The organism is Pseudomonas sp. P7758 (assembly GCF_013386485.1).
Taxonomy (GTDB): domain Bacteria; phylum Pseudomonadota; class Gammaproteobacteria; order Pseudomonadales; family Pseudomonadaceae; genus Aquipseudomonas.
Genome location: NZ_JACARS010000073.1, coordinates 26273 through 52580 on the forward strand (window position 1 = coordinate 26273; position 26308 = coordinate 52580).

Below are 26308 nucleotides of genomic sequence, written 5' to 3' on the forward strand. Positions count from 1 at the left end.
GGAAAAAGGCTGGCGCCGTAGGAGGGAGACTACAGGCTTGGATGGGGGTTGGCAGGGTGAAGAACAAAGGGGGAGCTGTTGCCAGTTTCCCCTCGTGTTTGCTGCTTAGCGCGGCCCGGAAACAACCAGCATCTGCCCAGGTTTCAGCGCCTGGCCAGTGCGTGGGTTCCAGCGCTTGAGATGTTGCATCTCGACGTTGAAGCGCTTGGCGACGATGTACAGCGAATCGCCTTTCTTGACCTTGTACTGCACCGGCTTCTTGCTGTCGGCCTTGGCCACCAGCTTGCGGGTGTCCTGCATCACCAGGGTCTGGCCGACCTTGAGCGCCTGCCCGTTGAGCTTGTTCCAGCGCTGCAGGTCATGTACATCGACCTTGTTGGCCTTGGCGATCAGCGTCAGGTTGTCGCCGCTGCGCACCTTGTAGTTGCGGGTGCGACCGGCAATGGCCTTGTGCTCAACGTCGTCGAACACCGGCTTTTTCGGGCGCATGCTCAGCAATTCTTCCGGCTTCATCGCCGAAAGGCTGCTGGCCAGCAGCTGCGCCTTGGACGTCGGCACCAGCAAATGCTGCGGGCCGTCCAGGGTGGTGCGCTGTTTCAAGGCAGGGTTGAGCTGGAACAGTTCGTCTTCGTCAATCTCGGCCAGCGCGGCGACCCGTGACAGGTCCATGCTGGTCTTGATTTCTACCACTTCGAAGTACGGCGTGTTGGCGATCGGGTTCAGGTTGACGCCATACGCCTCAGGGGCCAGCACCACCTGGGACAGCGCCAGGAACTTGGGCACGTAGTCCTTGGTTTCCTGGGGCAGTGGCAGGTTCCAGTAGTCCGTCGGCAAACCGAGCTTCTCGTTACGCTCGATGGCCCGGCTGACCGTGCCCTCACCGGCGTTGTAAGCCGCCAGGGCCAGCAACCAGTCGCCGTTGAACATATCATGCAGGCGAGTCAGGTAGTCGAGGGCGGCGGTGGTGGAGGCGGTGATGTCGCGGCGGCCGTCGTAGGCGCGGGTCTGGCGCAGGTTGAAATAGCGCCCGGTGGCGGGAACGAACTGCCACAGGCCGACCGCATCGCTGCGGGAATAGGCCATTGGGTTGTAGGCACTTTCAATCACTGGCAGCAGCGCCAGCTCCAGGGGCATGTTGCGTTCTTCAAGGCGTTCGACGATGTAATGAATGTAGAGGCTGCCGCGTTCGCCGGCGTTCTCGAGGAAGGATGGGTTGCTGGCAAACCACAATCGTTGCTGTTCAATGCGCGGGTTGACGCCTAACCCGTCCTGCAATTGAAAGCCCCGGCGCATGCGTTCCCAGACATCCTGGGGCACTTCCGGGCTTGGCTTCTCTGATAGCCAAAGGGGTTTTTGCTTGATCTTGGCGGTAAGGTTTGGCTTGGGTTGCACGGTGGATTGTGCGGCAAAATGGGTCGATTGGCAGCCCGCCAGAGTAGCGGACACAGCCACCGCCACGGCTTGAGCCAGGCGGGTCAATGCGTCTGAATGGTTGGTTTTACGAATAGATGACGACATTGGCTGGAAGTAAGTTCCGGGCAAAAATGTCGGGCGATTCTAGAAAGCGCGTGGGTTGCGGTCAACCATTCAGAAATTACGTACTAAATTCCGCGCGCTTAGAACGTATCTTTCCACGACCTCAAGCTAGCAAACACCTCACTCCCGGCCCGGTTATCGCGGCCATTCCGTTCGTCCGCTTTTTCTTTAACGGATGTTTCAGAGGTCCGCAGAAAAGGGTTAGTGCGTTTTTCCAGGGCCAAAGTCGAAGGCAATGTTATCTGGCCGTTCGCCCGCAGTTGCCGCACGTTCTCCACCCGTTCGGCGATATCCGCGTTATGCGGTTCCACGGCCTGGGCGAATTTCAGGTTACTTTGTGTGTATTCGTGGGTGCAGTACACCAGCGTGTTGGCCGGCAAGGCCGCCAGGCGCTCCAGTGAGGTGTGCATTTGCTGCGGGGTGCCTTCGAACAGGCGGCCACAACCGGCGGCAAAGAGGGTGTCGCCACAGAACAGCACGCCCTCGTGATAAAAGGCGATGTGCCCCAGGGTATGGCCGGGTACGGCAAACACCTCGAAGTCCCAACCCAGCACGTTGATGCGGTCGTTATCCTGGAGTGCCACGTCCCGCGCCGGGATCTTTTCATTTGCCGGGCCGTAGACCGTGGCGCCTGAAACACTTTTAAGTTGCTCGACGCCGCCGACATGATCATGGTGATGGTGAGTCACCAGGATGTCGCTGAGGGTCCACTCGGGATGCTGCTGGAGCCAGGCCAGCACGGGCGCGGCATCACCGGGATCGACCACCGCGCAGCGCTTGTTCGGCTGATCCTGTAACAACCAGATGTAGTTATCGGTGAAGGCGGGCAGGGCACTGATCTGTATCATTCTTTGATTCGCCAAGCTGAACACATTGGTGCATCTTAGAGCTTCTTGGCGCGTTGGAGAATGCAATGACTGATAAAGCGTTCGCCCAGGCCGATCCCGAGTGGCTGGCACTGATCGGTGCCGCCCGTGAATGGCTGTCCGGGCCTGTCGGGCAATTTTTACTGGATGAAGAACGGCGCATGCTCGAAGACGAGCTGGGTCGGTTCTTTGGTGGTTACCTGGTGCATTACGGGCCGTCGGCACAAACCCCGCCGTCGGCACCCCAGGTGCAACGCAATGTGCGCCTGGGGGCGCCGCTGCCGGGGGTTGAAATCGTCTGCGAGGAGCAGGCCTGGCCGTTGAGCGAGCATGCGGCCGATGTGGTGGTGATGCAGCATGGCCTGGATTTCTGCCTGTCGCCCCACGGTTTGCTGCGCGAAGCGGCCAGCAGCGTGCGCCCTGGTGGCCATTTGCTGATCATTGGCATCAACCCCTGGAGCAGTTGGGGCTTGCGCCATGTGTTCGCCCATGACGGGCTGCGCCAGGCGCGCTGCATCTCGCCGTCGCGAGTCGGCGACTGGTTGAACCTGCTGGGCTTTGCGCTGGAGAAACGCCGCTTCGGGTGCTATCGTCCGCCGCTTGCGTCTGCCAAGTGGCAAGGCCGGCTGGCCGGCTGGGAACGCAGGGCCGGTGCCTGGCAATTGTCCGGCGGGGGTTTCTACCTGTTGGTGGCGCGCAAGATCGTCGTTGGCCTGCGCCCGGTGCGCCAGGTGCGTCGCGAGCCGATGGGCAAGCTGGTGCCGATGCCGATGGCCAAGGTCAATCGCAAGCAGAGCGAACAGTAAACATACCTTTTTGATTTCAGGTCGAGCCTCTCGACCTCGGGCACTTGTCGGTCGATTATCGGCAACCCGCTTTGATGGATCCCGCTTTAATGGACAGTGAAATGACCGATACCGTAGAACTCTTCACCGATGGCGCCTGCAAGGGCAACCCCGGCCCCGGCGGATGGGGCGCCTTGCTGGTGTGCAAGGGCGTGGAGAAGGAACTGTGGGGCGGCGAAGCCAACACCACCAACAACCGTATGGAACTGATGGGCGCGATCCGTGGCCTGGAAGAGCTCAAGCGCCGTTGCGACGTATTGCTGGTGACCGACTCCCAGTACGTGATGAAGGGCATCAACGAGTGGATGGTCAACTGGAAGAAGCGCGGCTGGAAGACTGCGGCCAAGGAGCCGGTGAAAAACGCCGACCTGTGGCAATTGCTCGATGAGCAATGCAATCGCCACAACATCACCTGGAAATGGGTGCGCGGGCACATCGGCCATCCCGGCAACGAGCGGGCCGACCAACTGGCCAACCGCGGTGTGGATGAAGTGCGCGGCTACAAACAGAGCTGATGCCGTCTGACGTGTTAAGATCCCGCCCCTTGAAATGTACCAAACCGTTGAGAGCTGAACCCTGATGGCCATCCGATCTGTTGTACTCGATACCGAAACCACCGGCATGCCGGTGACCGACGGCCACCGGATCATTGAAATCGGCTGTGTCGAACTGATGGGCCGCCGCCTCACCGGCCGGCACTTTCACGTCTACCTGCAACCGGACCGGGAAAGTGACGAAGGCGCCATCGGCGTCCACGGCATCACCAACGAATTCCTGGTGGGCAAGCCACGGTTTGCCGAAGTGGCGGATGAGTTCTTTGAGTTCATCAACGGCGCGCAACTGATCATCCATAACGCGGCGTTCGACGTTGGCTTCATCAACAACGAATTCGCGCTGATGGGGCAGACCGACCGGGCTGATATTACCCGGCACTGCTCGATCCTCGACACCTTGATGATGGCGCGTGAGCGTCACCCGGGCCAGCGCAACAGCCTCGATGCGTTGTGCAAACGCTATGGCGTCGACAACTCCGGCCGTGAACTCCACGGCGCGTTGCTCGACTCCGAGATTCTCGCCGACGTCTACCTGACCATGACCGGTGGCCAGACCAGCCTGTCCCTGGCCGGTAATGCCTCGGACGGCAATGGTTCGGCGGAAGGCTCGGGCAATCGTCCTTCGGAAATCCGCCGCCTGCCAGCGGATCGCCGGCCCACTACGATCATTCGTGCCAGCGAGCAGGACATGGCCGAGCATGCAGCGCGCCTCGAGGCGATTGCCAAGTCTGCCGGCGCACCCGCGTTGTGGACCCAATTGACCCAGCAATAACCTTTACCCCAGCGCCAGCCCCTGGCTGGCCCTGATCAGGTCATATGCCTTGCGCGCAATCGGGTTCGCCGTGTTCGGACGGATCCACAGGTAGTACGTGACCTCCGGCATCCTCGGCAATCCATCGTTTTCCCCCAATACCCGCATATCCGGCCCTAGCATCTCCATGCTCCGTGGGGTTACGCCCAGCCCTGCGCGGGTTGCCGCCTTGATGCCGATCAGGTTCGATGCCAGGTACGCCTGGCGCCACGGGATATTCGCCCGTTCCAGCGCCTCAAGGGCGTAGCGCCGATAAATGCTCGGCTCATCCACCAGAATCAATGGCAGCGGCTCGCTTGGCGAGTGAATGTATTGCGCCGAACAAATCCACCACACCGGCGAGGTGCGCAGTGCAAAGCCCTCCAGGTTGGCATCGGCGCGGGTGGAAATCACCATGTCGACCTTGCCCCGGTGCAGGTCATCCATCAGGAACGGGCTGCGCCCCACGTCGATCTCCAGGCGCAGGCGCGGTGCCGAGCGGGCGATGTGGCTGAGGATCGGCGGCAGGATGGTGTCGGCGATGTCGTGGGGCGAGCCGATACGCAGTACGCCGCTGAGGCTGCTTTCCCGCAGGGAATTGAGTGCGTCGTCATTCAGTGAGAGCATCTGCCGCGCATGCCGCAACAGCTGCATCCCGGGTTCTGTCAGTTGTTTTTGCCGGCCACGTTTTTCAAACAGGCTGACGCCCACTTGTTGTTCCAGACGCTGCATATGCTGGGTGACGGAAGATTGTGTGCGTGCCAGGTGAGTGCCGGCTTCGGCAAAGCTGTGGTGGTCGACCACGGCGATAAAGGTGCGGAGCAGTTCAAGATCGAGGGTCGACATGGCCATTCCAGGGCGTTTTTATATCAAGGGTGCGAAGATAAACATTACAGATGTTTATGTTTTGTCGCGCTGGGTTTTTACGAGGGCTAATGAATTCGAGTATATGGCCAAAAGTCAGCGCGTCCATATACGGGAAGTTATAACGATATTAGATATTTGAATTTCCGTTAGCCCGGCACTCTCCCTAGCATGCCCCCACATCAGGTCGGGGTACGCCGATCGCTAATGAGGGGAGTTCCATGGGGTTTGTGCGCGCGGCGGTAAAACGAAGGTTGCCTGTGGTCCTGGGCGCGTTGATCGCCCTGGGCGGCAGCGCAGTGGCTCAGGCCGATGCGACCCTGGACAAGATCCAGCAGCGCCATGTGCTGGTGGTCGGCGTGCTGCTGTCTGGCGGGCCGTTTGGCGGCATCGACCCCACCACCCAGAAGCCCAGGGGCTTGAACGTCGACCTGGCCAACGAGCTGGGCCGTCAGTTGGGCGCCGAGGTGCAGCTGGTGCCGGTATTGCCGGCCAACCGTGTGCAGTTCCTGCAACAGGGCAAGGTCGACCTGCTGATCGCCAATATGGAATGGACCGCCGAGCGTGGCGAGATCCTCGGGTTCGTGCCGACGCCGTTCTACAAGATCGGCGGCACTGCTGCCGTACTCAAGGACAGCAAGATCACCCGCTGGGAAGATCTCAAGGACCAGCCGGTGTGCACCTCCCAGGGCAGCAGCTACGTCAAGCCGTTGACCGAACTGGGCGCGCAGATCAAGGCCTTCAAGAGCTCTTCGGAATCCCTGCTGGCCCTGCGCGGCAACAACTGCGTCGCCGCGGTGCATGACTCCACCCTGGTCAACCCGCTGATCAACGACAGCGCCGAATGGAAGGATCACCGCACCCTCAGTCCCGAGCTGAACCCGGCGCCATCGGTGATCTGGACCCGCCGTGGCGAGAGCGACACCCAGGCCAAACTCGACCCCATCGTCAAGGAACTGCACCGCAGCGGCTGGCTGATCGAAGCCCAGACCCGCAACCACATCACCCCGGCGTCCCCGGCGCTGGTGGAGTTGCAAAAACAGTTCAAGGGCGCCTGACACATGACATTGAGAACCCTGACCGCCTTGGGCCTGGCACTGTGCGCCAGCCTGGCCCACGCCGACGCCACCCTCGACAAGATCCAGCAACGCCACGCCATCAGCGTCGGCGTGATCCTCAGCGGTCCGCCGTTTGGCACCATCGACCCCAAGACCGGCGAACACCTGGGCTACAACGTCGAACTGGCCAAGGGCCTGGGCCAGGCGCTGGGTGTGGAGACCAGGACCGTTTCGGTACTGGCGCCCAACCGCGTGCAGTTCCTGCAACAGGGCAAGGTCGATGTGTTGATCGCCAACATGCAGTACACCGACGAACGCGCCGAGATTCTCGACTACGTGCCCACGCCCTATGAAGAAGTCGGCGGCGCGGCGTTGATCCGCAAAGGCGCCGGCATCACCCAGTGGGCCGACCTCAAGGACAAGCCGGTGTGCGTGTCCCAGGGCAGCAACTTCATCAAGCCGTTGCAGGAAACCTACGGCGCGCAGATCAAGGCGTTCCGCAGCCAGTCCGAATCCCTGCTGTCGTTGCGCGGCAATGGCTGCGTGGCGGCGGTGCACGTCAGCCCGACCATGCATGCGCTGCTGGAGGATGCCGAATGGTCCGGCTACGAGATCCCGTTGCCGGGGGATTTGATCCCGTCCAAATCCGTGATCTGGATCCGCAAAGGCGAACACGACACCCAGGCCAGGCTCGACGCCATCGTGCGCGACTGGCATCGCAGCGGCTGGTTGATCGCCCTCGGCGAACGTACCGGCATGGCTCCGTCCCAAGCCCTGCGTGATCTGCACGAGCAGTACAGCCATGAGTGAAGCGCTATTCGCCACCCTGCAACAACTGCTCGGCGCCGCCCATGTGCAGCGCAGTGAAGATGCCGCCCAGTACCTGACCGACAAACAGGGCCGCTACACCGGCGAGGTGATCGCCGTGGTGCATCCGGCCAACACCGAGGAAGTGGCCGCCGTGGTGCGTGCGTGTGTCGCCCTGGAAGCGCCCATCGTGGTCCAGGGCGGCAACACCGGCCTGATGGCGGGTGCCACACCGGATGCCAGCGGCCGCGCGGTATTGTTGCTGCTCGACCGCATGAACCGGGTGCGCGTGATCGATACCGACAACGACACCCTGACCGTCGAAGCCGGCTGCATCCTGCAAAACATCCAGGACGTGGCCCGTGAAGCCGGTCGCCTGTTTCCATTGAGTCTGGGCGCCGAAGGCAGTTGCACCATCGGCGGCAACCTTGGCACCAATGCAGGCGGCACCGCCGTGCTGCGTTATGGCAACACCCGCGAGTTGACCCTGGGCCTGGAAGTGGTGACCGCCGAAGGCGAAATCTGGAATGGCCTGCGAGGGTTGCGCAAGGACAACACCGGCTACGACCTGCGGGATTTGTATGTGGGCAGCGAAGGTACCCTCGGGATTATCACCGCCGCGACCCTGAAGCTGTTCCCGCTGCCCAAGGCCCAGGCGACAGCGCTGCTGGCGTTTGACGAGTTGGCCCAGGCGGTGGCGTTCCTGTCCCATGCCCGCGCCGGTTTTGGTGCAAACCTCACTGCATTCGAATTGCTCAGCGCCGATTGCCTGGCGTTGTTACGCGAGCAATTTCCCGAGGACCCGCAACCGTTTCTCAACGCCAGTCAACCCTGGTTTGCCTTGCTGGAGCTGTCGGATAACCACGGTGAAAACCACGCCCGCGAAGCCTTCGAAACGGTCCTCGGTGAAGCCTTCGAACAGCCACTGCTGGCCGACGCACTGATCGCCGAAAGCCTGGCGCAAAGCGAAGCGCTATGGCTGCTGCGGGAGAACATGAGCGAAGCGCAGAAGCGTGCCGGACGCAATATGAAGCACGATATCTCGGTGCCCATTTCGCAAATCGTCGCCTTCGTCGCCCATACCGATGCGCTGTTGCAGACGCATTTCCCCGGTGTTCGCAACTTCACGTTCGGGCACCTGGGGGACGGCAACCTGCATTACAACGTGGCTCATCCGCTGGATTCAACGGTTGACGAGCACATGCGCAACTACGCCGAATTGAGCTTGCTGGTACATGACAGCGCCCATGCCCATGGCGGCTCTATCAGCGCCGAACACGGGATTGGCCAGCGCAAGGTCGGCCTGCTGGGCCGCTACAAAAGCCCGGTGGAACTGGACCTGATGCGCCGCATCAAGCGGGCCCTCGACCCGAAAAACCTGCTCAATCCCGGCAAAGTCATTGAGGTGCAGCCATGACCGTTCGCTTGTCCAAGCGGGTGCAGCGTGTGTCGCTGTCGGCCAATGCGGCGGCCAAATCCCGCGCCACGGAACTGCGTGACGCCGGCCGCGACATCCTGGACCTGACCACCGGCGAGCCGGATTTCGATACCCCGGAGCACATCAAGCAAGCCGCCTGCGCAGCCATTGCTGCGGGCGCCACCAAGTACACGCCGACACCCGGGGTAAAAGCCTTGCGCGTGGCCGTGCAGCGAAAACTGGCCGAAGAAAACCACCTGGACTATTCGCTGCCGAATATCGTGATCGCCAACGGCGCGAAACAAATCATCTTCAACGCCTTCGCCGCAACCCTCGACGACGGCGATCAAGTGCTGGTGCCGACGCCTTACTGGCCGTCGTTCCCCGACAGCGTGCGCTTCAACGGTGGCGAGCCGGTTTTTATCGAGTGCGGGCTGGAGCAGGGCTGCAAACTGCTGCCCGCCCAGCTGGAGCAGCACATCAATCAATGCACCCGCTGGCTGATCCTTAACGGCCCGGGCAACCCGAGCGGTGCGGTGTATAGCGAGGCTGAACTGCACGCGCTGGCCGAGGTGCTGCGTCGCCATCCCCAGGTGCTGGTGCTGCTGGATGAACTCTACGAACACATCCGCTTCGACGGGCGCCCGGCCCAGAGCCTGCTGAACGTTGCGCCGGATTTGCGGGACCGTTGCCTGCTGGTGGGCGGCGTGTCCAAGACCTACGCCATGACCGGCTGGCGCATCGGTTTCGGCGCCGGACCGCAGGCCTTGACCCATGCAATGGCGGTTGTTCAGTCGCAATCCACCTCCGGTGCTTCCTCCGTGGGCCAGGCTGCTGCATTGGCGGCATTCACCGGCGGGCTGGGCTTTTTGGCCGAGCAGGTAGCGGCCTATCAGCTGCGCCGGGACCTGTTGATGATGGCCCTCGGCACCGTCGTGGGCCTGGAAGTACTCGAACCCCAGGGCGGCTTTTTCGTGTTCGTGCGTTGCGCCGGGTTGCTTGGTCGCTATCGCCCGGACGGTCAGCGCCTGAACGATGACGGCGATGTCGTCGCGTACTTGCTGGAGGAAGGCGTCGCCGGAGTAGCGGGCAGTGCCTACGGCCTGTCACCGTGGTTTCGCCTGTCCATCGCCACGGCGACCGACAGCGTGGCCGAGGCCGGCCGCCGTATCGCTGTCGCCTGCGGCAAGCTGCGGGGCGTCGAATGAGTCATTGGCTGGAGCTTTTTGTGCACTGGGCCGCCGGTATCGGCCTCAACTACAACTTCCTGCTGGATGCCTATCAGCGCGGCACCCTGGAGCAGGGCGCGCTGACCACCGTGCTGTTGTGCCTGTTCACCATCGTCGGCAGCCTGCTGGCCGGGATCAGCCTGGCAGCGCTGCTGACTTCCGGCAACCCGTGGCTGGCCAAACCGGCGCGGGTGTTTATCGAAGTCACCCGCAACACGCCGACCCTGGTGCAGCTGTACTGCGCATTCCTGGTGTTGAACATGCTGCTGACCCAGGCCGTCGGCGCGGCCAACCCGCTGACGCCGTTTGCCTGGGTGGTGATCGTGATTTCGCTGCACAAGGGCGCGTTCCACGCCGAAGCCCTGCGCGCCGGCATCGAAGCGGTGCCCGCCGTGACCCTGGAAGCCGCCAGCTCCCTGGCGTTCAGCAGTCGGCAATTGCTGTGGAATGTGCAGTTGCCGTTGGCCCTGCGCTTCGCGCTGCCGTCGCTGATCAACAACCTGATCGACCTGGTGAAAATGACCGCCGTGGCCTCGGCCATCGCCGTGGGCGACATCACTTACGCCTCGATCATGATCTGGACCCAGAGCGATAACGTGCTGGAGCTGATGATTCTGATCCTGAGCTTTTTCGGCTTGCTGAGTTTTACCGTCAATTGTGTGGGGCGCTGGCTGGAAGCGCGCCTGAGGATGCCCGGCTATGGCCATTGATTCATTCCCGGTGCTGTCGGCGTTGCTGCAATGGTCGCCGGCGCTGGTGACTGGTTTCGGCCAGAACATCCTGATCAGCCTGGTGGCGATTGGTCTTGGTTCGCTGCTGGGCCTGATGGTGGGCGCGTTGGCCCTGTCACCCCTGCGCCTGCTGCGGTTGCCCGCGCGGATCTGGGTGCAGGTTTTCCGCAATGCACCGTGGCTGGTGCTGATCTATTTCACCACCTACGTGTTCCCGTTCGAGATCCATATCGGCAGCAGCTACGTGTCGTTCCCGGACTGGGTCAAGGTGACGATTGGCCTGGCATTGCCGGCCAGCGCCAACGTGGCGGAGATCTTTCGCGGCGCCATCGGCTCGATCCCCAGCACCCAATGGGAAGCGGCGCGCTCGCTGGCATTTACCCGCGGCCAGATATTCAGCTCGATCATTCTGCCCCAGTGCTTCAAGCGCATGTTGCCGCCGTGGATGAACCTCTACGCGGTGGTCACTATGGGCACCGCCCTGGCGTCGCTGGTGGGCGTGCACGACGTGATCGATACCGCACAGATCGCCAGCAACACCGTGAACATGTCCGGCTTTACCGTGGTGATCTACCTCAGCCTGTTGGTCCTGTTCTTCGCCTACTGCTACCCGATTTCCCGTTTGACCCAACGCCTGGAGCGCCGTTATGCCTTCTATTGAACCCCTGGTCAGCCTGCGGGATTTGCAGCTGTCGTTCGGTGACAACCGGGTGCTCAAGGGCATCGACCTCGATGTGCATCGCGGCCAGGCGGTGTCGATCATCGGCCCGTCGGGCTCGGGCAAGTCGACCATCCTGCGTTGCATCACCGGCCTGTTGCAGCCTCAGCGCGGCACCATTCGCGTGGGCGAAACCCGGGTCGATACGCTGACCCAGGAAGCCCAGCGCATCGAGTTGCGCAAGCGTGTGGGTTTTGTATTCCAGCAATACAACCTGTTCCCGCATTTGTCCGTGCTGGAAAACCTGGTGATCGCCCCGCGCAAGGTGCTCGGTCGCAACCGTGCCGATGCCGAGAAAGATGCCCGGGCGCTGTTGGCCAAGGTGCGCATGGAGCACAAGGCCGATGCCTATCCGGGCCAATTGTCCGGCGGCCAACAGCAGCGGGTGGCGATTGCCCGGGCGTTGGCGATGCGCCCCGAGCTGATCCTGTTCGATGAAGTGACCTCGGCCCTGGACCCGGAAACCGTCGGTGAAGTACTGACGGTGATTCGCGAGCTGACCGAAGAAGGCATGACCTGCGTGCTGGTGACCCACGAAATGCGCTTTGCCGAAGAGATCAGCGACATCGTCTATTTCACCGAAAACGGCGTGATCGTCGAGCACGGCAGCGCCGAGCAGATCTTCCAGCGCCCCACCAGTGAACGGACCCAGGAATTCCTGCGCCATGCCTTGGGCGATCCCGGCCGTCGGCCGCCGATCGCCAATGATCCGTACCTGTTGACCAACCTGAGCCGCTACACCCTGTCCGTCTAACAAGAGGAACCTCGTCATGAGTACCGCAAACCGTGCCGCCGTTATCGAAGACTTCCTGCAGCAGATCCGCGTCATCAACCAGCGTGGCGTAGACCGCGCGGCCCTGGTGGAAATCGTCGGGCTGCTGGAAACCCTGGCCGAGCGCCGGGACCTGTTCAACTTCAGCGAATTCCCCGCGCCGGTGCCGGGGCAGGGCAGTACCGCGTTCCGCTATCGCCTGAACGACGACGGCGACACGCCCACCCTGTACCTGAACTCGTTGCTGCCGGGCAAAAGCACCCTCCCGCACAACCACGAAACCTGGGCGATCATCAGTGCCGTTGAAGGCCAGGAAATCAACTACGTGTATGGCCGCAACGATGAAGGGCGTGAGGAAGGCTTCACCACCCTGACCCTTGAGAAAGAAGTCGTCGTGCAGCCGGGCACCTCTATCTCGTTCCTCGGTGAAGACCTGCACGGGATTCGCGTTGAGGGTGAGCAGGCGACCTTGCATTTCCACCTGTACGGCTTGCCGCTGGAATCCCTCAATGGCCGTTACGGCGTTGAAGCAGACGGCCGGATCCTCAACTACAACGCCTCGCAGATGGCGCCTTCAATCCGGGCCTATTCCTGAGCACAACACACATCAACTGTGGGAGCGGGCTTGCTCGCGAATGCGGTGGGTCAGAAACGCATTCATTGGCTGACACACCCCATTCGCGAGCAAGCCCGCTCCCACAATTGGATCAGCGTTCATCCAGGGTTTTTTATGATTGATCTGTATTACTGGCCTACGGGCAACGGCCTGAAAGTCGGCATCCTGCTGGAAGAGCTGGAGGCGGAGTACCGCCTGATTCCGGTCAACATCCGCGAAGGCGCGCAGAAGCAGGAAAGCTTCCAGCGCATCAGTGCGAATGGGCGGATTCCGGCGATTGTCGACCACCGCCTTGAAGCACCCCTGAGCCTGTTCGAGTCCGGGGCGATCCTGAACTACCTGGCCGACCAGGCCGGGCGCTTCCTGCCGCCCGCCGGTACCGCCGAGCGCCAGAAGGTCCAGGAATGGCTGTTCTGGCAGGTAGGGCATATCACCCCGTACCTGAGCCAGTTGCAGCTGTTCAAGGAGAAGGCCCCGGAACCGATTCCCTTTGCCCTGGGCCTGCTGAACGCCGAAGCCACGCGCCTGTATCGGGTGCTGGAGCAGCGCCTGGCCGAGGTGCCGTATGTGGCGGGCGAATATTCGGTGGCCGACATGGCGATTTTCCCGTGGATCCAGCCCCTGCGCCAAGGCCAGGACCTGGCGGACTACCCGAACATCCAGGCCTGGCGTCTGCGCATCAAGGCGCGCCCGGCAGTCCAGCGGGCCTATGCCAAGGGCCGTGAAGTGGCCGCTGGCGAGCGTTCGCTGGCCTTGCAGTAACCCATCTATTTTTTGCGGGACTTCCATGAGCCAGACCATCACACCCGGGCAATTGCAACAATGGCTGTTTGACGGCCAGGAAATCGCCCTGTTCGACGTACGCGAGCACGGCCAATACGGCGAGGCCCACCTGTTTCACGGGGTGAACCTGCCCTATAGCCGCCTGGAACTGGAGGTGCAGCGCCTGGCACCGAATCCCCGGGTGCGCCTGGTGATCTACGACCAGGACGGCGGCGATGTGGCTGCGCGCACGGCACTGCGTTTGCAAGCGCTGGGCTACCGCCATGTGCATGTACTGGAAGGTGGTGCGAACGCTTGGCAGGCGGCGGGTTTGCAGTTGTTCGCCGGGGTGCATGTGCCGTCGAAAGCCTTTGGCGAATTGGTGGAAGAGGCCAGCCACACACCCCACGTCACCGCGCAGCAACTGGCGGACTGGCAGGCCACGGGCGAGCCGTTGGTGGTGCTGGACGGTCGGCCGTTCGATGAATACCGCAAGATGACCATTCCCGGTTCGATCTGCTGCCCCAATGGTGAGCTGGGTTACCGCGTGCACGACCTGGTGCCGGATGAAACCACGCCGATCGTGGTCAACTGCGCCGGGCGTACCCGCAGCATTATCGGCGCCCAGACGTTGATCAACCTCGGGGTGAAGAACCCGGTTTATGCCCTGGAAAACGGTACCCAGGGTTGGTACCTGGCGGACTTCAAGCTGGAGCATGGCAGCACTCGGCGTTATGCCGACCAGGTCTCGACGGATCTGGGCCGGCAGCGCGAAGCTGCCCGGCAGTTGGCGGAGCGGGCAGGGGTGGTCAGTGTCAAGGCGGAGCAGGTCCGGCAATGGGCGGCGGACCCGGCCCGTAGCCTGTTCCTGTGCGATGTGCGTACCGCTGAAGAATTTGCCGCCGGCAGTTTGCCGGGGGCGCAACACACGCCGGGCGGGCAATTGATCCAGTCCACCGACCTGTACATCGGCGTGCGTCAGGCACGGGTGGTGCTGCTGGACAGTGATGGTGTGCGTGCGCCGATTGTCGCCAGTTGGCTGCGGCAGTTGGGGCATGAGGCGTATGTGCTGGAGGGTGGCGTCCACAGTGGATTGGCGCTGGAGGTCAAGGAGGCCGTGCCCTTTGACGCGCTGCCGCTGATCTCGGTGCAGGCGCTGGCCGAGGCGCTGAAGGACGGCACCGTGGACCTGGTGGACCTGCGCCCGAGCACGATCCATCGCAAGGGCCGGATTGTCGGTTCGCGCTGGTCGATTCGTTCGCGGTTGACCGCGGGTGGGCGTCCACTGGTGCTGCTGGCTGATGATCCGGCACTGGCCGCTTTTGCTGCGTTGGGCTTGGGCGGCGATGTGCGTTTGCTCGACGGCGGCTATTCCGCGTGGGTTGCGGCCGGTTTGCCGGTGATCGAGGATGCGCAAACGCCTCCGGACAACCAGTGCATCGACTTCCTGTTCTTCACCCACGACCGTCACAGCGGCAACAAGGACGCTGCCCGCCAATATCTCGCCTGGGAAATTGGCCTGTTGGCACAGATGAGCGAAGCGGAAATCGCCAGTCTCAAGCCGTTGTTGCCCGCGTCACGCGTGCGTACCCGGCTGATTCACGCGGCGCGTACCGAAGGCGGCAATGGTGGTCGGGCGGTGAACGTACCGATCACCCGCCTGAGCACCGTGCTGTTCGACAACCTGGCCCAGATGCGTGACGCGCGCTCCCGACGCGACAGTGAGCGGGTCCTGAGTTACGGCGCACGCGGCAATCCCACCGCTTTTGCCCTTGAAGACCTGGTCACCGAACTTGAGGGTGGCTATCGCACACGGCTGTATGGCACCGGGCTCGCCGCCGCGGCGCAGACGTTCCTGGCCTACCTGCGGCCCGGCGACCATGTGTTGATCACCGACGCCGTCTATTCGCCGGTGCGCAAACTGGCCCGGGAGTTCCTCCAGCCATTCGGCATCGAAGTCAGCTATTTCGCCCCGGACGGCAGCGGCCTGGAAGCGCAACTGCAGGCCAACACCAAAATGGTCTACGCCGAAGTGCCGGGTTCGCTGCTGTATGAGCTGTGTGACCTGCCCGCGCTAGCCGCACTGTGCAAGCCGCGGGGCATTCTGTTGGCGGTGGACAACACCTGGGGCTCGGCGTACCTGTACCGACCGCTGGCGCTGGGTGCCGACATCTCGATCATGGCCTTGACCAAGTACCTTGGCGGCCACAGTGACGTGATGATGGGCAGCGTCTGCACCACCGAAGCGGCATGGCCGGCCCTGGCGAAAATGAGCGATACCTTTGGCAATGCGGTGAGTGCCGACGATGCCTACCTGATCCTGCGTGGCGCACGCACCCTGGCTTCCCGGCTGGACGTGCACGAGCGCCAGGCGTTGAAGATTGCCCAGTGGTTGCAGGGGCAGCAGCAGGTCAGGCGGGTGTTTCATCCGGCACTGGCGGAGCATCCTGGCCACGCGCTGTGGAAGCGTGACTTCAGCGGGAGCAACGGTTTGCTGTCCTTCGAACTCGACCGCGCGGATGCCGGCTACGTCGAACGGTTTATCGACGGCCTGCAGCTGTTTGGCCTGGGCGCATCCTGGGGCGGCTTTGAAAGCCTGGTGACCCTGGCCGATACACAGGATCGCCAGAGCGCCGCCGACCGTGGATTGAACCCGGTGGTGCGCCTGCATGTGGGGCTGGAGGATGTGGAGGCGTTGATCGAGGATCTGCAGCGCGGGTTCGTGGCGGCGGGGCGTTGAGCCTCGCACCATGACAATTTGCGTCCGCCCATAGGTGCCCATCGAACTTTGTGTTTAACTTCGGCACCTGAAATTCGTTTCACTACCACCACTAGAAGGATTCCGTTCATGGCTCAAGTTACCCTCCGAGGCAACCCTGTCCAGGTCGAAGGCGATTTGCCGAAAGTCGGCGCCAAGGCGCCAGACTTCACCCTGACTGCCGGCGACCTGTCTGACGCGACCCTGGCGACTTTCGCCGGCAAGCGCAAAGTGCTGAACATTTTCCCAAGCGTTGATACCCCGACCTGCGCCACTTCGGTTCGCAAGTTCAACGCCCAGGTCAACGACGTGAACAACACCGTAGTGTTGTGCATTTCCACCGACCTGCCATTTGCCCAGGCGCGTTTCTGCGGTGCCGAAGGCCTGGAAAACGTGAAGAACCTGTCGGACTTCCGTGAGGCAGCCTTTGCTGTCGACTACGGTGTTGCGATTGCTGATGGCCCGCTCAAAGGCCTGACCGCCCGTGCCGTCGTGGTACTGGACGAGAACGACAACGTACTGCACAGCGAACTGGTCAGCGAAATCGGCCAAGAGCCGAACTACGAGGCAGCCCTGGCTGTTTTGAAGTAACTGTTACTACGCATTACTGTCGTTTTGCAGTAACACGCGTGATGCAGTATTACGGCCTGGCCTAGTCCAGGCCGTTTTTATTTGTGCTTCAGAGGCTTAGCCAGATAGCGAATGGACTAAGCACAGAAGTTAAAAGTTGTAATCCAAGGTAAATAGCCGGTAAAGGCGCTTTTCTTAACGCGCCCCAGTGCTTATCTTTCAGCCTCCCGAAGAAGAAGCTCTCGCACCCAATGGTTGATCACTCCATGCAATCCACCCCTCGTCACTCCCGCCGCTGGCTGTTCGGCCTTCTCGTGCTGCTGGTCATTGCCGGCCTGTGCTGGAAGTTCTGGCCTGGCACCAGCCACAAGGACAGCGCCGAGAAGAAGCCTGCCGGGCATGCCGGCAAGTCGGGGATGATGCGCCCGGGCTTTGGGGGTTCTACTGGCCCGGTGCCGGTGCGTGTGGCGCCGGCGGTGCTGGGCGAATTCCCGGTGTACTACAAGGCGCTGGGTACGGTGACGGCACTCAACACCATCAATGTGCGCAGCCGGGTTGGCGGAGAGCTGGTCAAGATCGCCTTTGAAGAGGGGCAGATGGTCAAGGCCGGTGACCTGCTGGCGGAAATCGACCCGCGCAGTTACCAGAATGCCTTGCTCCAGGCCCAGGGCACGTTGCTGCAGAACCAGGCCCAGCTGAAAAACGCCCAGGTCGACGTGCAGCGTTATCGCGACCTGTATGCCCAGGACAGTATCGCCAAGCAGACCCTGGACACCGCCGAAGCGCTGGTGTTGCAGTACCAGGGCACGGTCAAGACCAACCAGGGCGCGGTGGATGACGCCAAGCTCAACCTCGAATTCACCAAGATCCGCGCCCCGATTACCGGGCGTGTCGGCCTGCGCCAGGTGGACGTGGGCAACCTCGTCGCCGCCAACGACACCACCTTCCTGGCGGTGATCACCCAGACCCAACCCATCAGCGTGGTCTTCACGTTGCCGGAAAACACCCTGGAAACCGTGCTGGCGCGTTATCACGCCGGCAACAAGCTGCCGGTGGAAGCCTGGGACCGTGGCGATGTCGCGGTGAAAGCCACGGGCGTGCTGCAGAGCCTCGATAACCAGATCGACGTCACCACCGGCACCCTGAAATTCAAGGCGCGGTTCGATAACAAGGACCAGGCGCTGTTCCCCAACCAGTTCGTGAACGTGCACTTGCTGGCCGACACCCTGCACAACGTGGTGCTGGCGCCGTCGGCAGCGATTCAGTTCGGCAATACCGGCACCTTCGTCTACGTGCTCGATGGCGACAAGAAGGTCAAGGTGCGTCCGCTGGTGATCGGTGATTCCGACGGCGACAACACCGTGGTCAAGCAAGGCCTGGCCGCCGGCGACCGTGTGGTGCTGGAAGGCACCGACCGCCTGAAGGACGGCAGTGACATTGAAGTGGTCAACGACAGCACTGAAGTGCCGACCACGCCGACCGAACACCTCCAGGGTCAACCGGCAGCCAAGACGCAACAAGGCCCGGCTGATGCCGCCAAGGCGCAAAAGGGCGGCGCATGAACCTCTCGCGGCTGTTCATCCTTCGCCCGGTAGCCACTACCCTGAGCATGCTGGCCATTGTCCTGGCCGGCGTGATCGCTTATCGCCTGCTGCCGGTCTCGGCCTTGCCCCAGGTGGATTACCCGACCATCCGGGTGATGACCCTGTACCCCGGCGCCAGTCCGGACGTAATGACCAGCGCGGTCACGGCGCCCCTTGAGCGTCAGTTCGGGCAGATGCCCGGCCTGACCCAGATGGCGTCCACCAGCTCCGGCGGCGCCTCGGTGCTGACCCTGCGTTTCAACCTCGACATCAACATGGATGTCGCCGAGCAACAGGTGCAGGCCGCGATCAACGCCGCCACCAACCTGCTGCCCAAGGATCTGCCGGCGCCGCCGGTGTACAACAAGGTCAACCCGGCGGATACCCCGGTGCTGACCCTGGCCATCACCTCCAAGACCATGTTGCTGCCCAAGCTCAATGACCTGGTCGACACGCGCATGGCGCAGAAGATCGCGCAGATCAGCGGCGTCGGCATGGTCAGCATCGCCGGCGGCCAGCGCCAGGCGGTGCGGATCAAGGTCAACCCCGAGGCACTGGCGGCCAACGGCCTGAACCTGTCGGATGTGCGCACCCTGATCGCCGCCTCCAACGTCAACCAGCCCAAGGGTAACTTTGACGGCCCCACGCGGGTGTCGATGCTCGACGCCAACGACCAGTTGGTCTCGCCCAAGGAATACGCCGAACTGATCCTCGCCTACAACAACGGCGCGCCGTTGCGGCTCAAGGATGTGGCGCAGATCGTCGACGGCGCCGAGAACGAACGCCTCGCGGCCTGGGCCAACGAAAACCAGGCGGTCCTGCTGAACATCCAGCGCCAGCCCGGGGCCAACGTCATCGAGGTGGTGGACCGGATCAAGGCGCTGTTGCCAAGCATCACCGACAACCTGCCGGCGGGCCTGGACGTGACGGTGCTTACCGACCGTACCCAGACCATCCGGGCCTCGGTCAAGGATGTACAACACGAATTGCTGATCGCCATTGCCCTGGTGGTGATGGTGACGTTCCTGTTCCTGCGCCGCTTCAGCGCGACCATTATTCCGTCCATCGCCGTGCCGCTGTCCCTGGTGGGCACCTTCGGCGTGATGTACCTCGCCGGTTTCTCCATCAACAACCTGACGCTGATGGCGCTGACCATCGCCACCGGTTTCGTGGTGGACGACGCCATCGTGATGCTGGAGAACATTTCCCGCTACATCGAGGAAGGCGATACACCGCTCAATGCGGCGCTCAAGGGCGCCAAGCAGATCGGCTTCACCCTGATTTCCCTGACCCTGTCGCTGATCGCGGTATTGATCCCGCTGCTGTTCATGGCGGACGTGGTGGGGCGCTTGTTCCGTGAATTCGCGATCACCCTGGCGGTGGCGATCCTGATTTCCCTGGTGGTGTCCCTGACCCTGACGCCGATGATGTGCGCGCGGTTGCTCAAGCGTGAGCCGAAAGAGGAAGAGCAGGGCCGTTTCTACAAGGCCAGCGGCGCCTGGATCGACTGGCTGATCGAGGCCTACGGGCGCAAGTTGCAGTGGGTGCTCAAGCATCAGCCGCTGACCCTGCTGGTGGCCATCGCCACCCTGGGCCTGACCGTGGTGTTGTACATGGTGGTGCCCAAGGGCTTCTTCCCGGTGCAGGACACCGGCGTGATCCAGGGCATTTCCGAAGCGCCACAGTCGATTTCCTTTGCGGCGATGAGCCAGCGCCAGCAGGAACTGGCGAAGATCATCCTCGAAGACCCGGCGGTGGAGAGCCTGTCGTCCTATATCGGGGTAGACGGTGATAACGCCACCCTCAACAGTGGGCGCCTGCTGATCAACCTCAAGCCCCACGGCGAACGGGACCTGAGCGCGGCACAGATCATCACGCGCCTGCAGCCGCAACTGGACAAGCTGGTGGGGATTCGCCTGTTCATGCAGCCGGTGCAGGACCTGACCATCGAAGACCGCGTCAGCCGTACCCAGTACCAGTTCAGCATGTCCTCGCCGGACGCCGAGCTGCTGGCCTTGTGGAGTGAAAAGCTGGTACACGCCCTCAGCCAGTTGCCGGAACTCTCCGACGTCGCCAGCGACCTGCAGGACAAGGGCTTGCAGGTGTACCTGGTGATCGACCGTGACGCCGCATCGCGCCTTGGTGTGTCGGTGTCGACCATCACCGACGCGCTGTACGACGCGTTCGGCCAGCGGCAGATATCCACCATCTACACCCAGGCCAGCCAGTACCGCGTGGTATTGCAGGCCCAGTCCGGTGAAACCCTCGGCCCGGACGCCCTGAACCAGATCCATGTGAAAACCACCGACGGCGGCCAGGTGCGGCTGTCGAGCCTGGCCCATGTGGAACAGCGCCAGGCCCAGTTGGCAATCGCGCATATCGGTCAGTTCCCGGCGGTGATGATGTCGTTCAACCTGGCCCCCGGCGTGGCGCTGGGCAAGGGCGTCGAACTGATCAACCAGACCCAGAAAGACATCGGCATGCCGGTGGGCGTGCAGACCCAGTTCCAGGGCGCGGCCCAGGCATTCGAGGCTTCGCTGTCGAGTACCTTGCTGCTGATCCTGGCGGCGGTGGTGACCATGTACATCGTGCTCGGGGTGCTCTACGAGAGCTACATCCACCCGATCACCATCCTCTCCACCCTGCCGTCGGCAGCGGTGGGCGCCTTGCTGGCCTTGCTGCTCAGTGGCAACGACCTGGGGATGATCGCGATCATCGGCATCATCCTGCTGATCGGCATCGTGAAGAAGAACGCGATCATGATGATCGACTTTGCCCTCGACGCTGAGCGCAACCAGGGCCTGGACCCGCAAACCGCGATCTACCAGGCGGCGCTGTTGCGCTTCCGGCCGATCCTGATGACCACCCTGGCGGCGCTGTTCGGTGCCGTGCCGTTGATGCTCGCCACCGGCTCCGGCGCCGAGTTGCGCCAGCCGCTGGGCCTGGTGATGGTGGGCGGGTTGCTGGTGAGCCAGGTGTTGACCCTGTTTACCACCCCGGTGATCTACCTGTATTTCGACCGCCTCGGCCGTCGCTGGCGCAAAGAGCCGGTGCGCCTGGAGCCGGTTGAGTCATGAACCTGTCCGGACCTTTCATTCGCCGGCCGGTAGCCACCATGCTGCTGAGCCTGGCGATCATGCTGCTGGGCGGCGTCAGCTTCAACCTGTTGCCGGTGTCGCCATTGCCGCAGATCGATTTCCCGGTGATCGTGGTGTCGGCCAGCTTGCCGGGGGCCAGCCCCGAGGTGATGGCGTCTACGGTGGCCACGCCGCTGGAGCGCTCCTTCGGCGCGATTGCCGGCATTACCACCATGAGCAGTTCGTCGAGCCAGGGTTCGACCCGGGTGATCCTGGCGTTCGACTCCAATCGCGACATCAACGGCGCGGCGCGGGAAGTGCAGGCGGCGATCAACGCCTCGCGTAACCTGCTGCCCAGTGGCATGCGCAGCATGCCCACCTACAAGAAGATCAACCCGTCCCAGGCGCCCATCATGGTGCTGTCCCTGACCTCGGACGTGTTGCCCAAGGGCCAGCTGTACGACCTGGCCTCGACCATTCTGTCCCAGAGCCTGTCCCAGGTGCCGGGCGTGGGTGAAGTGCAGATCGGCGGCAGCTCGTTGCCCGCCGTGCGTATCGAACTGGAACCCAAGGCCCTCGACCAGTACGGCGTGGCCCTGGACGATGTGCGGAATACCATCGCCAATGCCAACGTGCGCCGGCCCAAGGGTTCGCTGGAGGACAGCCAGCGCAACTGGCAGATCCAGGCCAACGACCAGCTGGAAAAGGCCAAGGACTATGAACCGCTGCTGATCCGCTACCAGAATGGCGCGGCCTTGCGCCTGGGGGATGTGGCGAAGATCAGCGACGGCGTCGAGGACCGCTACAACAGCGGCTTCTTCAACAATGACTCGGCGGTGCTGCTGGTGATCAACCGCCAGTCCGGCGCCAACATCATCGAGACGGTGAAGCAGATCAAGGCACAACTGCCGGCCTTGCAGGCGGTGTTGCCGTCCAGCGTCAAGCTGAACCTGGCCATGGACCGTTCGCCGGTGATCACCGCCACCTTGCACGAAGCCGAGATGACCCTGCTGATTGCCGTGGCCCTGGTGATCCTGGTGGTGTACCTGTTCCTCGGCAACTTCCGCGCCTCGCTGATTCCCACCCTGGCGGTGCCGGTGTCGCTGGTGGGCACGTTTGCAGTGATGTACCTGTTCGGCTTTTCCCTGAACAACCTGTCGCTGATGGCGCTGATCCTCGCCACCGGCCTGGTGGTGGACGATGCCATCGTGGTGCTGGAGAACATTTCCCGGCACATCGACGAGGGTGTGCCGCCGATGAAGGCGGCGTACCTGGGGGCCCAGGAAGTCGGCTTCACCTTGCTGTCGATGAACGTCTCGCTGGTGGCGGTGTTCCTCTCGATCCTGTTCATGGGCGGTATCGTTACCAGCCTGTTCCGCGAGTTTTCCATCACCCTCGCAGCGGCGATCATCGTCTCGCTGGTGGTGTCGCTGACCCTGACCCCGATGCTCTGCGCCCGCTGGCTCAAGCCCCATGTCAAAGGCCAGGAAACAGGCTTGCAGCGCTGGAGCCAGAAGATCAACGACCGCATGGTGGCAGGCTACGCCCGCAGCCTGGACTGGGTGCTGCGCCACAAGCGCCTGACGCTGCTCAGCCTGTTGGTGACCATCGGAGTCAACGTCGCGCTGTATGTGGTGGTGCCGAAAACCTTCATGCCCCAGCAGGACACCGGGCAACTGATCGGCTTTGTGCGTGGCGACGACGGGCTGTCATTCAGTGTGATGCAGCCGAAGATGGAAATCTTCCGCAAGGCCGTCCTGCAGGACCCCGCGGTGTTGAGCGTGGCAGGCTTTATTGGCGGCAACAGCGGCACCAACAACGCGGTGATGCTGGTGCGGCTCAAGCCCATCAGCGAACGCAAGATTTCTGCCCAGGCGGTGATCGAGCGCATGCGCAAGAATGTGCCACTGGTGCCCGGCGGGCGCCTGATGCTGATGGCTGACCAGGACCTGCAATTCGGCGGCGGCCGCGACCAGACCACCTCGCAGTATTCCTACATCCTGCAAAGCGGTGACCTGGCGGCCTTGCGCCTGTGGTACCCGAAAGTGGTTGCCGCGTTGCGTGAGCTGCCGGAGCTGACCGCCATCGATGCCCGTGAAGGGCGCGGCGCGGCCCAGGTGACGTTGATTGTCGACCGCGACCAGGCCAAGCGCCTGGGCATTGACATGGACATGGTCACTGCCGTGCTCAACAACGCCTACAGTCAGCGGCAGATTTCCACCATCTACGACAGCCTCAACCAGTACCAGGTGGTGATGGAGGTCAATCCGAAGTACGCCCAGGACCCGATCACCCTCAATCAGATGCAGGTGATCACGTCCACCGGTGCGCGCGTGCCGCTGTCGGCCATCGCTCACTATGAGAACAGCCTGGCGGACGACCGGGTCAGCCATGAAGGCCAGTTCGCCTCGGAAAACATTGCGTTTGATATGTCGCCCGGCGTCACGGTGGAGCAGGGCACGGCCGCCATTGAGCGGGCGATTGCCAAGGTCGGCCTGCCGGAAGAGGTGATCGCGAAGATGGCCGGTACGGCCGACGCCTTCGCCGCCACCCAGAAAGGCCAACCGTTCATGATCCTCGGTGCACTGGTAGCGGTGTACCTGGTATTGGGGATTCTGTATGAGAGCTATATCCACCCGCTGACCATTCTGTCGACCTTGCCGTCGGCGGGGGTGGGCGCCTTGCTTTCGATTTACCTGCTGGGGGGCGAGTTCAGCCTGATCTCGCTGCTGGGGCTGTTCCTGCTGATCGGGGTAGTGAAGAAAAACGCGATCCTGATGATCGACCTTGCGCTGCAACTGGAACGCAAGCACGGCATGAGCCCGCTGGAATCGATCCGCGCCGCTTGCCTGGTGCGGCTGCGCCCGATCCTGATGACCACGCTGGCGGCGATTCTTGGCGCCGTGCCGCTGCTGCTCAGCACGGCCGAAGGCGCGGAAATGCGCCAGCCCCTGGGCCTGACGATTATCGGCGGGCTGGTGTTCAGCCAGATCCTGACCCTCTACACCACGCCTGTGGTTTACCTTTATCTCGACCGCCTGCGCCACCGTTTCAACGGTTGGCGCGGAGTGCGTACCGATGCTGCCCTGGACACTGCGCTATGACCGATTCAACGTTTCCCACCGTGCAACGTCTGGCGATGACTCGCGGCTCAAAGCTGCTGAGCCTGGCCCTGTGCGGCGTGATGCTCAGCGCCTGCGCCGTCGGCCCGGACTACAAACGCCCCGAATTGACCGAGCCTGCCCAGTACAAAGAGGCCCAGGGCTGGCGCCAGGCCGCGCCCAGCGACTCGCTGGCCCGGGGCGCCTGGTGGGAGCTGTACGGCGACAAACAACTGAATGAGCTGGTAGAAAAACTCAACAGCTCCAACCAGACCGTGGCCCAGGCCGAGGCGCGTTATCGCCAGGCCGCCTCGCAGGTGCGCAGTGCCCGTGGGGCGTTCTTCCCCACGGTTGACCTGAGTGCCTCGAAAAGCCGGGCCAGCCAGGGTACCGGCAGCAGTAATGCCAGCCTCAGCAGCTCCAGCAGCGGTATTCGCGACACCCTCAACACCCAGTTGGGCGTGAGCTGGGAAGCCGATATCTGGGGCAAACTGCGCCGGGGCCTGGAAGCCAATGAAGCCAGCGCCGAAGCCAGCGCGGCGGATCTTGCGGCGATGCGCCTGAGCCAGCAATCGGAACTGGTGCAGGATTACCTGCAACTGCGGGTCATGGACGAACAGACCCGTTTGCTGCAGGCCACGGTGGACACCTACCAGCGCTCCCTGCAGATGACCCAGAACCAATACCGCGCCGGTGTCTCGGGCAAGGACGCCATCGCCCAGGCCCAGACCCAGCTGAAAAGCACCCAGGCCAGCATGATCGACCTGATCTGGCAGCGGGCGCAACTGGAAAACGCAATTGCCGTGCTGATCGGTGTGCCGCCGGCCAACTTCAACCTGGCGGTGAGCAAGGACATTCCGGCGCTGCCGCAGATTCCGGTGAGCCTGCCGTCGCAACTGCTGGAGCGCCGCCCGGATATCGCTCAGGCGGAGCGCTCGGTGATCGCGGCCAACGCCAACATCGGCGTGGCCAAGACCGCCTACTACCCGGACCTGACCCTGAGCCTGGCCGGCGGCTACTCCAGCAGCACCTACGCCGACTGGATCAGCCTGCCGAACCGCTTCTGGTCGGTGGGGCCGAAACTTGCCATGACCCTGTTCGACGGGGGCCAGCGTTCGGCCGAAGTTGACCGCGCCGAGGCGTCCTACGATGAAACCGTGGCCAAGTACCGCCAGACCGTACTCGATGGGTTCCGTGAGGTGGAAAACTACATGGTCCAGCTCAAGGTCCTGGAAGACGAGGCGGTCGTGAGTAACGAGGCCCTCGAAGCGGCCCGGGAATCCCTGCGCCTGACCCAGAACCAGTACAAGGCCGGGTTGATCGCCTATCTCGATGTGGTCACCGTGCAAGCCACCGCCCTGAGCAACGAGCGTACGGTGCTGACCCTGCTGCAAACCCGGCTGGTTGCCAGTGTGCAACTGATCGCTGCACTGGGCGGTGGCTGGGATGGCCAAATGCAGCTGAGCGACAAGAAGTAAACACCGCTCTGGCTGGTGTACGGGCTTGTGTGGGAGCGGGCTTGCTCGCGAAAACGGTGGGGCAGTCAACTGTGTATGAACTGACCCGCCGCTTTCGCGAGCAAGCCCGCTCCCACAAGGGTTCTGCGGTGTTTTTGAGCCAGCGGATTGGCGTCAAATTTTGAATGATGGCTATA

General features: G+C 62.7%; 21 protein-coding genes. 18 read left to right on the forward strand and 3 right to left on the reverse strand.

Features of this window, described 5'->3' with window-relative positions; genetic code table 11:
- Positions 1-105: 105 nt before the first annotated feature.
- Together HX873_RS16575 and gloB are read right to left on the reverse strand one after the other, a co-directional pair.
- Entirely contained in the window at positions 106-1518 is a 1413-nt protein-coding gene (locus HX873_RS16575) for a lytic transglycosylase domain-containing protein (RefSeq protein ID WP_008435202.1), read from the reverse strand.
- 98 nt (positions 1519-1616) lie between these two features.
- Complete coding sequence (gene gloB, locus HX873_RS16580) at positions 1617-2384, reverse strand: hydroxyacylglutathione hydrolase (RefSeq protein WP_003207471.1); 768 nt, start codon at positions 2382-2384, stop codon at positions 1617-1619.
- 65 nt (positions 2385-2449) lie between these two features.
- Between gloB and HX873_RS16585 the strand changes: the two genes are divergently transcribed.
- From HX873_RS16585 to dnaQ, 3 genes are all read left to right on the forward strand, one after another.
- Positions 2450-3208 (forward strand): class I SAM-dependent methyltransferase, encoded by a 759-nt coding sequence (locus HX873_RS16585; protein ID WP_008435200.1) that lies wholly within the window; start codon positions 2450-2452, stop codon positions 3206-3208.
- Positions 3209-3309: 101 nt separating this feature from the next.
- Positions 3310-3762, forward strand: a complete 453-nt coding sequence (gene rnhA / locus HX873_RS16590; RefSeq protein WP_003207474.1) for a ribonuclease HI — start codon at positions 3310-3312, stop codon at positions 3760-3762.
- A 70-nt stretch (positions 3763-3832) separates the two neighbouring features.
- Positions 3833-4573 carry a DNA polymerase III subunit epsilon gene (dnaQ, locus tag HX873_RS16595; RefSeq protein ID WP_177068311.1) on the forward strand — a complete coding sequence of 247 codons (741 nt, stop codon included), beginning with the start codon at positions 3833-3835 and terminating at the stop codon, positions 4571-4573.
- A 3-nt stretch (positions 4574-4576) separates the two neighbouring features.
- Here the strand turns inward: dnaQ and HX873_RS16600 are convergent, their stop codons facing one another.
- The gene (locus HX873_RS16600; protein WP_003207477.1) at positions 4577-5437 is read right to left on the reverse strand and encodes a LysR substrate-binding domain-containing protein; all 861 of its coding nucleotides are present in this window, start codon (positions 5435-5437) and stop codon (positions 4577-4579) included.
- A 239-nt stretch (positions 5438-5676) separates the two neighbouring features.
- Between HX873_RS16600 and HX873_RS16605 the strand changes: the two genes are divergently transcribed.
- The 15 genes from HX873_RS16605 (at position 5677) to HX873_RS16675 (ending at position 26132) form a co-directional block, all read left to right on the forward strand.
- Positions 5677-6513 (forward strand): transporter substrate-binding domain-containing protein, encoded by an 837-nt coding sequence (locus HX873_RS16605; RefSeq protein ID WP_177122919.1) that lies wholly within the window; start codon positions 5677-5679, stop codon positions 6511-6513.
- Between the two features lie 3 nt (positions 6514-6516).
- Entirely contained in the window at positions 6517-7323 is an 807-nt protein-coding gene (locus HX873_RS16610; RefSeq protein ID WP_177021968.1) for a transporter substrate-binding domain-containing protein, read from the forward strand.
- Positions 7316-8737 carry an FAD-binding oxidoreductase gene (locus HX873_RS16615; RefSeq protein WP_177122920.1) on the forward strand — a complete coding sequence of 474 codons (1422 nt, stop codon included), beginning with the start codon at positions 7316-7318 and terminating at the stop codon, positions 8735-8737. The genes HX873_RS16610 and HX873_RS16615 overlap by 8 nt, the downstream gene beginning before the upstream one ends.
- Complete coding sequence (locus HX873_RS16620; protein WP_177122921.1) at positions 8734-9945, forward strand: aminotransferase class I/II-fold pyridoxal phosphate-dependent enzyme; 1212 nt, start codon at positions 8734-8736, stop codon at positions 9943-9945. Before HX873_RS16615 ends, HX873_RS16620 begins: the two co-directional genes overlap by 4 nt.
- Positions 9942-10676 carry an amino acid ABC transporter permease gene (locus HX873_RS16625; RefSeq protein ID WP_177122922.1) on the forward strand — a complete coding sequence of 245 codons (735 nt, stop codon included), beginning with the start codon at positions 9942-9944 and terminating at the stop codon, positions 10674-10676. The genes HX873_RS16620 and HX873_RS16625 overlap by 4 nt, the downstream gene beginning before the upstream one ends.
- Positions 10666-11358: an amino acid ABC transporter permease gene (locus tag HX873_RS16630; protein ID WP_177122923.1), complete on the forward strand. Its 693-nt coding sequence runs from the start codon at positions 10666-10668 to the stop codon at positions 11356-11358. Before HX873_RS16625 ends, HX873_RS16630 begins: the two co-directional genes overlap by 11 nt.
- A complete protein-coding gene (locus HX873_RS16635; protein ID WP_003207489.1) occupies positions 11345-12169 on the forward strand; it encodes an amino acid ABC transporter ATP-binding protein in 825 nt (274 codons plus the stop codon). The genes HX873_RS16630 and HX873_RS16635 overlap by 14 nt, the downstream gene beginning before the upstream one ends.
- 16 nt (positions 12170-12185) lie before the next feature.
- Positions 12186-12782: a cysteine dioxygenase gene (locus tag HX873_RS16640; protein WP_008435185.1), complete on the forward strand. Its 597-nt coding sequence runs from the start codon at positions 12186-12188 to the stop codon at positions 12780-12782.
- A 135-nt stretch (positions 12783-12917) separates the two neighbouring features.
- Positions 12918-13565, forward strand: coding sequence for a glutathione S-transferase family protein (locus tag HX873_RS16645; RefSeq protein WP_177122924.1), 648 nt, complete (start codon positions 12918-12920; stop codon positions 13563-13565).
- Between the two features lie 25 nt (positions 13566-13590).
- Positions 13591-16305 (forward strand): cystathionine beta-lyase, encoded by a 2715-nt coding sequence (metC, locus tag HX873_RS16650; RefSeq protein WP_177122925.1) that lies wholly within the window; start codon positions 13591-13593, stop codon positions 16303-16305.
- Positions 16306-16413: 108 nt separating this feature from the next.
- Positions 16414-16914, forward strand: coding sequence for a thiol peroxidase (tpx, locus tag HX873_RS16655; RefSeq protein ID WP_003207496.1), 501 nt, complete (start codon positions 16414-16416; stop codon positions 16912-16914).
- Positions 16915-17144: 230 nt separating this feature from the next.
- Entirely contained in the window at positions 17145-18455 is a 1311-nt protein-coding gene (locus HX873_RS16660) for an MdtA/MuxA family multidrug efflux RND transporter periplasmic adaptor subunit (RefSeq protein WP_003207498.1), read from the forward strand.
- Positions 18452-21553, forward strand: a complete 3102-nt coding sequence (locus HX873_RS16665) for an MdtB/MuxB family multidrug efflux RND transporter permease subunit (RefSeq protein ID WP_177039908.1) — start codon at positions 18452-18454, stop codon at positions 21551-21553. The genes HX873_RS16660 and HX873_RS16665 overlap by 4 nt, the downstream gene beginning before the upstream one ends.
- Complete coding sequence (locus HX873_RS16670; RefSeq protein ID WP_177122926.1) at positions 21550-24657, forward strand: efflux RND transporter permease subunit; 3108 nt, start codon at positions 21550-21552, stop codon at positions 24655-24657. Before HX873_RS16665 ends, HX873_RS16670 begins: the two co-directional genes overlap by 4 nt.
- Positions 24654-26132: an efflux transporter outer membrane subunit gene (locus HX873_RS16675; protein WP_003207503.1), complete on the forward strand. Its 1479-nt coding sequence runs from the start codon at positions 24654-24656 to the stop codon at positions 26130-26132. The genes HX873_RS16670 and HX873_RS16675 overlap by 4 nt, the downstream gene beginning before the upstream one ends.
- Positions 26133-26308: the final 176 nt, after the last annotated feature.

What these genes read in the sequence shown, in the direction of transcription:
- HX873_RS16575 (WP_008435202.1), bottom strand. Translation starts at nt 1,518, where the DNA reads ATGTCGTCATCTATTCGTAAAACCAACCATTCAGACGCATTGACCCGC.
- gloB (WP_003207471.1), bottom strand. Translation starts at nt 2,384, where the DNA reads ATGATACAGATCAGTGCCCTGCCCGCCTTCACCGATAACTACATCTGG.
- HX873_RS16585 (WP_008435200.1), top strand. Translation starts at nt 2,450, where the DNA reads ATGACTGATAAAGCGTTCGCCCAGGCCGATCCCGAGTGGCTGGCACTG.
- rnhA (WP_003207474.1), top strand. Translation starts at nt 3,310, where the DNA reads ATGACCGATACCGTAGAACTCTTCACCGATGGCGCCTGCAAGGGCAAC.
- HX873_RS16600 (WP_003207477.1), bottom strand. Translation starts at nt 5,437, where the DNA reads ATGTCGACCCTCGATCTTGAACTGCTCCGCACCTTTATCGCCGTGGTC.
- HX873_RS16605 (WP_177122919.1), top strand. Translation starts at nt 5,677, where the DNA reads ATGGGGTTTGTGCGCGCGGCGGTAAAACGAAGGTTGCCTGTGGTCCTG.
- HX873_RS16610 (WP_177021968.1), top strand. Translation starts at nt 6,517, where the DNA reads ATGACATTGAGAACCCTGACCGCCTTGGGCCTGGCACTGTGCGCCAGC.
- HX873_RS16615 (WP_177122920.1), top strand. Translation starts at nt 7,316, where the DNA reads ATGAGTGAAGCGCTATTCGCCACCCTGCAACAACTGCTCGGCGCCGCC.
- HX873_RS16620 (WP_177122921.1), top strand. Translation starts at nt 8,734, where the DNA reads ATGACCGTTCGCTTGTCCAAGCGGGTGCAGCGTGTGTCGCTGTCGGCC.
- HX873_RS16625 (WP_177122922.1), top strand. Translation starts at nt 9,942, where the DNA reads ATGAGTCATTGGCTGGAGCTTTTTGTGCACTGGGCCGCCGGTATCGGC.
- HX873_RS16630 (WP_177122923.1), top strand. Translation starts at nt 10,666, where the DNA reads ATGGCCATTGATTCATTCCCGGTGCTGTCGGCGTTGCTGCAATGGTCG.
- HX873_RS16635 (WP_003207489.1), top strand. Translation starts at nt 11,345, where the DNA reads ATGCCTTCTATTGAACCCCTGGTCAGCCTGCGGGATTTGCAGCTGTCG.
- HX873_RS16640 (WP_008435185.1), top strand. Translation starts at nt 12,186, where the DNA reads ATGAGTACCGCAAACCGTGCCGCCGTTATCGAAGACTTCCTGCAGCAG.
- HX873_RS16645 (WP_177122924.1), top strand. Translation starts at nt 12,918, where the DNA reads ATGATTGATCTGTATTACTGGCCTACGGGCAACGGCCTGAAAGTCGGC.
- metC (WP_177122925.1), top strand. Translation starts at nt 13,591, where the DNA reads ATGAGCCAGACCATCACACCCGGGCAATTGCAACAATGGCTGTTTGAC.
- tpx (WP_003207496.1), top strand. Translation starts at nt 16,414, where the DNA reads ATGGCTCAAGTTACCCTCCGAGGCAACCCTGTCCAGGTCGAAGGCGAT.
- HX873_RS16660 (WP_003207498.1), top strand. Translation starts at nt 17,145, where the DNA reads ATGGTTGATCACTCCATGCAATCCACCCCTCGTCACTCCCGCCGCTGG.
- HX873_RS16665 (WP_177039908.1), top strand. Translation starts at nt 18,452, where the DNA reads ATGAACCTCTCGCGGCTGTTCATCCTTCGCCCGGTAGCCACTACCCTG.
- HX873_RS16670 (WP_177122926.1), top strand. Translation starts at nt 21,550, where the DNA reads ATGAACCTGTCCGGACCTTTCATTCGCCGGCCGGTAGCCACCATGCTG.
- HX873_RS16675 (WP_003207503.1), top strand. Translation starts at nt 24,654, where the DNA reads ATGACCGATTCAACGTTTCCCACCGTGCAACGTCTGGCGATGACTCGC.